Raw genomic sequence first — 6375 nt, 5'->3', positions numbered from 1 at the left:
GCGGACCGCGAGACCTGCGCGGCCAGGTCGGCCGTGAGAGTGGGCAGTTCGAGCGTCTGAGTCGCCGGCTCAGCAGCATTTGCCGAGGCAGACCCACCAGCCACTGCCAAGGTGCTGAGGACGCCACTGGCAACCCCGGTCCGCACCGCCATTCTAGATGTGTTGCGGCGGGGTTTCCTGTGGCTTGGTATGTGAGCGGTGTGGGACATGGGAACAACCGGTATCAGGGTCTCCTCCGCATCTTCAAGGAACGTGGGGTGCACCACACTTGCCCAGCGGGGCGGGGAATTCCCAACTCGCAGCTGCTCCTTGATTCCATAACGGACATTCCGGCCCCCGTCTCTGGGCCTGCAATCAAGGCTCTTCGCCGTTACGCCCGAATTGCCCACCGACTGGCCGCTGGCGGGAGTTGGCGACCAAGCCAAGGTCCTGGAAGTTGAACGGTGTGGCGCAAGTCACGGACCCACTCGCCGCCGGAGCGTCTACGGCGGAGGCTCAGTCGCCGTAGGTGCCGAGGAGCTCGCACGGTGGCGAAGGCCGCGGGCGGCCGGTGGCTGGTCCGGGGGGTCGGCGTTGTCGCAGCAGCGGAGGGCTTGGGCCTCAGTGGCTGTGTCCGTCGCCGGTGTGACCGGACTCCGCATCGGTGGAGGTGGTCGTCTCCGGTGTTTCCGACTCCGAAGAGGACGCGGGAGGTTCCTCTCCGGTTTCATGCTCTTCCGCTTCCTCCTCCGCGCCGCCGCCGTGGCTGTGCCCGCTCTCGCCAGATGCTGCGGCCAGGTCGTCCGCGATCGTGCGCAGTCCGAAGAAGCTGACGGTTGCGGTGAGGAGGACGGCCAGCCCCAGAGGGCCGAAGATGCGGCGCCAGGAGGACTCGCGGTCCCTGAGTACGAAGGCGATGAAGGAGACGGTTATCCCCAGGGGGACGAGCACGGCGCCCCGGGCGGGGAAGTCCTCGAAGTGCTGCAAGCCGCCGCTGAGCATGCCGATGCCGAACGAGAGCAGCAGCGACGCGGTGATGACGAGGATGGCGCGGGGCAGCGTGGGGCGGTCAGCGGCGAGCAGGAATTCGTTGACCAGCGTCGCAACCAGGAAGACGAGGACGCCGATTACGGCGATCACCGTGTATCGGGCCGGATCCAGCGGGTGGTGCACGACGGCGCCGCTGATGAGGCCCGCGCCGACGAAGTACAGCACGTACCCGATGTAGCGGCCCGCGAGCGGGGCCGGCTTGCGGGCGCGGCGGCGGCCGCGCCCGCGGCGGGCGGCGGCTCGGCCACCTTCGGGGTGCGGCTGATGTGCGGAAGGTGCGGGGCGGTCGGTGACGATAGACAAGGAAGGGCCTTTCGGCGGCTCGAAGAATTCCGAAGGGATTCGGAGAGGAGGAAGTCGCGGGCAGGGCGAGGTCGGGCATGGATCAGTCGCGAGACGCTCGGCCGCAGCCGAGCGGCAAGGGTTGCCGTGTCGCTGTTTCAGGGCGCGCGGGGGCATCAGGGAACCCGACGGCGCCGGCGAACAGTGGCTCGGCAGGCGGGACGTGCCCGGCCCGTTCTAGATGCGCAATACGGATGTGGCGTGAGGAGAGCCCGTGTTCGGGCTATCGCTGACGGCACGCATGCCGGAGTACGGCCAAAGGCCCCAAGGATGGGTCACTTCCAACGGCGATGCGCCCGGCGCGCCTACGTGGAACATGTCGTGCGGCTGCATCGGCGCGCAGCTGTGCGCGGAGCCCTCGGACTCGCCGTCGTGCTGGGGGTGATCCTGATCCGCGGAAGACTCCGCGTGTACGGGAAGAGATGCGGTCATGCCCGTTGCGAGGTGCCCTGCGGCACTCTCGCCGTGCAGTCCATGCGTGAACAGCAGGCCGAACAGCAGCGCCGCGAGCCACGCGAGACGGGTCAGCTGCGCAGCCCGCCCGCGGCCTCGCGAGGGGGCTGTGGCTGTCCGGTCCGTGAGCACGGCGTGATCATAGCCAGTCCGGACAGGTGTGTGGCCAGTTTCAGCGCCCCGGGTAACGCAGCTTTCGTCGTCACTGCCGGAAGGCTACCTTGGCCAGGGTATCCATTCCGGGCAGCCTGCCGACGCATTGGTCGGCTCCCGTGCTCGGCGGACACGGCACGATCGTGCAGGGTCGCTCAGCAGTGCCTCGTCGCCGACGGCGTGGGGGCGTGCGGCTGTATGGAGTCCGCGGTCTTCTCCGGGCAGCTCTCCGTCCGCGGATCGGCGTAGGCGTGATCGTCGACCTGCGGGGTGGCCAGTACGAGGACGGCGACCCGGTGGTCGGACTGGACCAGCGTCACGCGCAGTGGGGCTTGCGCGCCGTGCGTGAGGACGTATTCATGAAGTGAGAGCGCCGCCGAACCGAGGTCATGTGCATGGAGACTTCGGGTCTCGTGCCAGCCGCACTTGTGCAGGGCTGCGGCCAGCTGTCTGGCGGCGTGCTGGGCGGCGGAGTTGTCTGCGTACGCCACGATCCGGTGCTGTGCGGCTGTGCCGCTGTCTCCTGTGTACGTACGGGTGATTTGCTCTCCGGCGTCGGCGCCGGCCCCGTCGAACCATCGCAGAGCGCAGTCACCCGTCCCGCCGGTGGGCAGGGGAGTGGTGACACCGTCGCCTGTGGCTGTGGCGCGCCAGTGATAGGCGGAGTTCCAGGGCAGGGCGGAGGGGGGCAGCAGATCCGTACGGGGGAGGCGGCCGTCGCTGTCCGGGGAGGGCAGGATCGAGGCGGCCGAGACCAGGCCGGCACTGGTCCGCGGGGGACGGTCGGCGGATGCGCCGCCGAGCAGAGAGGAAAGGCCCCAGAGGCCGAGCGAGAGCAGGGCGGCGCAGCCCGCCGTGGTGGCCGCCAGTCGGCGGCGGGTCCGGTGGCGGCGTACCCGCTCGTGCACGTCCGCGACACCCCCGCTTACGGCGATCAGCGGCTCGGCGTCGTGGGCGTAGCCGTGGAGCAACGTGCCGAGGTCGTCCTGCGGGGGGTGGCGGGTCTCGTCACTCATGCGGGAAGACCTCCTTCCGGGGCTGTGCGGCGGTTGCCGGACGGCTTGCTCGTGCCGTCGGCGTGTCCGGCGAGTCGGTGAGATGGGTGCTGAGGATGCGGCGGGCCCGCATGAGCCGTGAGCGTACCGCCGCGCTGGTCGATCCGGTCTGGCGGGCGACCTCCTCCACCGGGAGGTCGAGGAGGTGGTGCAGCACCACCGTGCGCCGTTGTTCGGGGTTGAGGTGCCGCAGCGCGGCGACCAGTGCGACGTGGTCAGGCGCGAGGCCGGGCAGGTCGGGCGGTGGACCATGCTTGAAGTGGGCGCGGATCCGGTTGCGGGTCCTGCGCCAGGAGCTGACCGCCAGACGCAGGGCGACCGTGCGCACCCACGGCGTCGGATCCCCCTGGGCGACCAGTTGCTCCCACCGTGGCCAGGCCTTGGCATACGCCTCCTGGACCGCGTCCTCCGCCTCGCCGAGGTCGCCCGTCACGGCGTATACGACGGTGACCAGCCGCTTCACGCTCTCGGCATAGAAGCGCTCGAAGTCCCTGCGAGTGTCCGGCTCCTGGCCTTGGCCGTTCGTCATCCGTCCCTCCTATGACGGCCGTTGCGTCCGAAACGGCGAGTCAGTGGCGCAACGAGCTTGCCGACCTCGGGGATGCGCAGCGGGCGCGCCAACACCACGACGGACAGGCCGATGACGGCGGCGCCGGCCACCAGGCCCGACGCGTCCCCCGCGAGACCGTGACCCAGCCGCTCCGTGAGCCAGCCGCTCACCGCGTACGCCACGGCGGCGCCCGGCAGGCACGCGAGTCCGAGGCGTAGGTGCGTGCCGAGGACCCGCTCCAGCCGGCGGCCCAGCCTGCGGCGCAGCACCAGCGCGGTGCAGCACAGGCCCGTCGTGCAGGCGATCGCGTACGCGGCCGCGATGCCGGTGACCGCCCAGCGCGCGGGCAGTACGACGTACGAGGTCACGGACAGCCCCGCGTTGACGCCGGCGATGACCAGGGACAGCAGGAAAGGCGTACGAGTGTCGCCGAGCGCGTAGAAGCCACGCGCCAGCACGTACTGCGCGGAAAAGGCCGCCAGCCCGGGTGCGAACGCCGCCAGCACCCAGCCGATCGCCTTGGCATCGGCGTCGCTCACCTGCCCGTACTGGTAGGCGAGACCAGCGAGTTGGGGCGCGAGCGTCAGGAAGAGGAACACGGCGGGCACGATCGCCACCGCTGTCGTCCGCACGGTCCGGGCCAGGCCGGCGGCCACCTGGGCCAGGTCTCCGTCGGTGGCGGCCCGGCTCATCCGCGGCAGCAGCGCGGTGACCAGGGAGACGGTGACGATGCCCTGCGGTACCACCCAGAGCTGATAGGCGCTGCTGTACGCGGTATAGCCCACGCCCTCCCTGACGCCCTCGGCGACGGCGCGCACCCCGGCGGACGTGGACAGCCGGGTCACCACCCAGTACGCGATCTGGTTCACCAGGACCAGCAGCAGAGTCCACACGGCGGCCCGCACCGGCCGTCCGAGCCCTGATCCGCGCCAGTCGAACCGCGGCCGCCACCGGAACCCGGCCGCCCGCAGCGACGGCCACAGCGCCAGCGCCTGGACGGCGATGCCCGCCGTACTGCCCAGGCCGAGCAGGAGCAGCTGGCCGTCCGTGACCTCGTCCGCCCTGCTCGCGGCACGGGCGATCACCAGGTAGAGCCCGAACACCGCGATGACGGTGACGTTGTTGAGCACCGGGGTCCACATCATCGCCCCGAACCGGTCACGGGCGTTGAGGACCTGGCCGAGCACGGTGAACACGCCGTAGAAGAAGATCTGCGGCAGACAGTAGCGGGCGAGCGCGACCGTGAGGTCGCGCTGGGCGCCCGTGTAGTCGGTGTACGCGGACACGATCCAGGGCGCGGCGAGAACGGCTGCGGTGGTGATCACGGTCAGGGCGGTCAGGCAGAGCGTAAGGAGCCGGGCGGTGTACGCGGCCCCGCCGTCCGCGTGCTCCTTCGCCGCCCGCACCAACTCCGGCACGAACACCGAGTTCAGCGCCCCGCCGATCAGCAGGATGTAGACGATGTTCGGCACGGTGTTGGCGACGTTGTAGGCGTCGCCGAGCAGCGCCGTGCCCAGTGCGGCGACCACGACCGCACCACGGACGAACCCGGTGGCCCGCGACGCCAGCGAGCCCAGCATCATCACGGCCCCGCCGCGCAGCCGGGGCGTCGAACGGGACTTCGGAATCGACCCGGTGGCGGCTTCCGCCTGTTCCTGAGCCGTCACGCCGTGCGTCCTCCCCGCAGCTCGAGCAACTCAGCGAAATTCCCCGCCACAGACCGGGGCCGCCAGGCGTGCAAGAGACAGGCGGGTCTGTCCCGCCGCCCTCCCGACGGAGGAGTACGGAACAGATCGAGGAGACCTGCCACATGGCCGCGACAGAGGCGCAGATGTCCGAAGCCACCCACACCCGCAGCCACGAGGTGCTGACCACGACCCCCGAACAGCACCTGGGATATCTGGACTCTCTCCCCGGACAGGTGAGCTTTCTGCAGTACCCGTCCTGGGCTGCGGTGAAGGCAGGCTGGAAGGCCGAGCGGCTCGGCTGGTTCGACAGCTCGGGACGCCAGTGCGGCGCGGCCCAGGTGCTGTACCGGCCACTGCCCGGAACGCGCCGGTACTTCGCCTACCTGCCGGAAGGACCGGTGCTGGACTGGGCGGACCCGCGGCTGCCGCAGCTGCTTCAGCCGTTGCTCGACCATCTCCGGTCGGCCGGCGCCTTCGCGGTGCGGATGGGGCCGCCACTGCCGTACCGACGCTGGAACGCCGCGACCCTCAAGGCGACGGTCGGTCCCGGCCGACGCGTCGGCGACGTGCTGCCGGACCTCGTCGACCCGATAGGCGCGGCCGTCGCGGACCGGATCCGGGCGGCCGGATGGCAGCGCTGCGGCGAAGAGGGAAACCCCAGCGACGCACAGCCCCGCTACCTCTTCGAGGTGCCGCTCGCCGGCCGCAGCCTCGAGGACCTGTGGGCAGGCCTGAACCAGGAGTGGCAGCGCAACATAAAGAAGGCGTTGAAGTCCGACGTCAAGCCCTGCATCGGTACGGCCGACCATCTGCCGGAGTTCTACCGGCTGCTGCAGCTCACCGAGCAGCGCGACGGCTTCCGGCTCGGACGCTCGCTGGAGTACTTCCAGCGCCAGTACGAGCAGCTCAACGCGGAAGAGCCCGGTCGCACGCGGCTGTACCTGGCCTGGCACGACGGGGAAGTGCTCGCCGCGCACACGATGATCGTGGCGGGGCGCCGGGCCTGGTACCAGACCGGAGCGTCCGCAGACCACCGCCGCGAGGTGCGGCCGAGCAACGCCCTGCAGTGGCGGATGCTCAAGGACGCGCACGCGCTGGGTGCCGA

5 protein-coding genes and 1 pseudogene are annotated in these 6375 nt (G+C 70.5%); 1 reads left to right on the top strand and 5 read right to left on the bottom strand.

Annotated elements, in window-relative coordinates; all coding sequences use genetic code 11:
* From ACPXCS_RS39500 to murJ, 5 genes and pseudogenes are all read right to left on the bottom strand, one after another.
* Positions 1–266, bottom strand: a pseudogene (locus tag ACPXCS_RS39500) (glycoside hydrolase); the annotation flags it as partial.
* Positions 267–600: 334 nt separating this feature from the next.
* A complete protein-coding gene (locus ACPXCS_RS39495; protein WP_425951924.1) occupies positions 601–1332 on the bottom strand; it encodes a hypothetical protein in 732 nt (243 codons plus the stop codon).
* An 800-nt stretch (positions 1333–2132) separates the two neighbouring features.
* Complete coding sequence (locus ACPXCS_RS39490) at positions 2133–2993, bottom strand: hypothetical protein (protein ID WP_425951923.1); 861 nt, start codon at positions 2991–2993, stop codon at positions 2133–2135.
* A complete protein-coding gene (locus tag ACPXCS_RS39485; RefSeq protein WP_425951922.1) occupies positions 2986–3561 on the bottom strand; it encodes a SigE family RNA polymerase sigma factor in 576 nt (191 codons plus the stop codon). Before ACPXCS_RS39485 ends, ACPXCS_RS39490 begins: the two co-directional genes overlap by 8 nt.
* A complete protein-coding gene (gene murJ, locus ACPXCS_RS39480) occupies positions 3558–5249 on the bottom strand; it encodes a murein biosynthesis integral membrane protein MurJ (RefSeq protein WP_425951921.1) in 1692 nt (563 codons plus the stop codon). The genes ACPXCS_RS39485 and murJ overlap by 4 nt, the downstream gene beginning before the upstream one ends.
* Before the next feature lie 143 nt (positions 5250–5392).
* On the opposite strand from murJ, the gene ACPXCS_RS39475 reads away from it, so the two are divergent.
* Positions 5393–6375: lipid II:glycine glycyltransferase FemX (locus ACPXCS_RS39475; RefSeq protein ID WP_425971239.1), on the top strand; the 983-nt coding region annotated here is incomplete at its 3' end.

It is taken from the genome of Streptomyces sp. DT190 (assembly GCF_049846985.1).
Lineage (GTDB): Bacteria > Actinomycetota > Actinomycetes > Streptomycetales > Streptomycetaceae > Streptomyces.
This window is presented reverse-complemented; position numbering and strand designations above follow the sequence as displayed.

Coding starts and splice junctions, on each gene's coding strand:
- ACPXCS_RS39490 (WP_425951923.1), bottom strand. CDS start 2,993: ATGAGTGACGAGACCCGCCACCCCCCGCAGGACGACCTCGGCACGTTG.
- ACPXCS_RS39485 (WP_425951922.1), bottom strand. CDS start 3,561: ATGACGAACGGCCAAGGCCAGGAGCCGGACACTCGCAGGGACTTCGAG.